A 231-nucleotide genomic window follows, 5' to 3' on the forward strand; every position below is an offset into this window, starting at 1 on the left:
TGTCCCTAACGTTAGAATCCCCCAATAACCAATATTTAAAATGTCATAAAAGACAATGATGAAGGCAGCAAAGAGAATGAAAAAGACCGACCCTTTTCCATAACGCCTATTATACAGTTGCCCCAACCCAGGGATGATGGACAAACAGAGTGCTCGTTTTGGATGATTTCGTCCTGTCCTCTCCCTTACTTCTAGTTTCATTCTTTTTTCCTCCTCTGCATGACTATGGCC

1 protein-coding gene is annotated in these 231 nt (G+C 42.0%); it reads right to left on the reverse strand.

Annotation, left to right across the window (positions count from 1 at the left end; all coding sequences use genetic code 11):
- Window positions 1-201: DUF5683 domain-containing protein (locus CHH91_RS21015; RefSeq protein ID WP_286160863.1), on the reverse strand; the 201-nt coding region annotated here is incomplete at its 3' end.
- Window positions 202-231 lie beyond the last annotated feature (30 nt).

The sequence above is a fragment of the Virgibacillus sp. 7505 genome (genome assembly GCF_002272135.1).
Classification (GTDB): domain Bacteria; phylum Bacillota; class Bacilli; order Bacillales; family Amphibacillaceae; genus Terribacillus.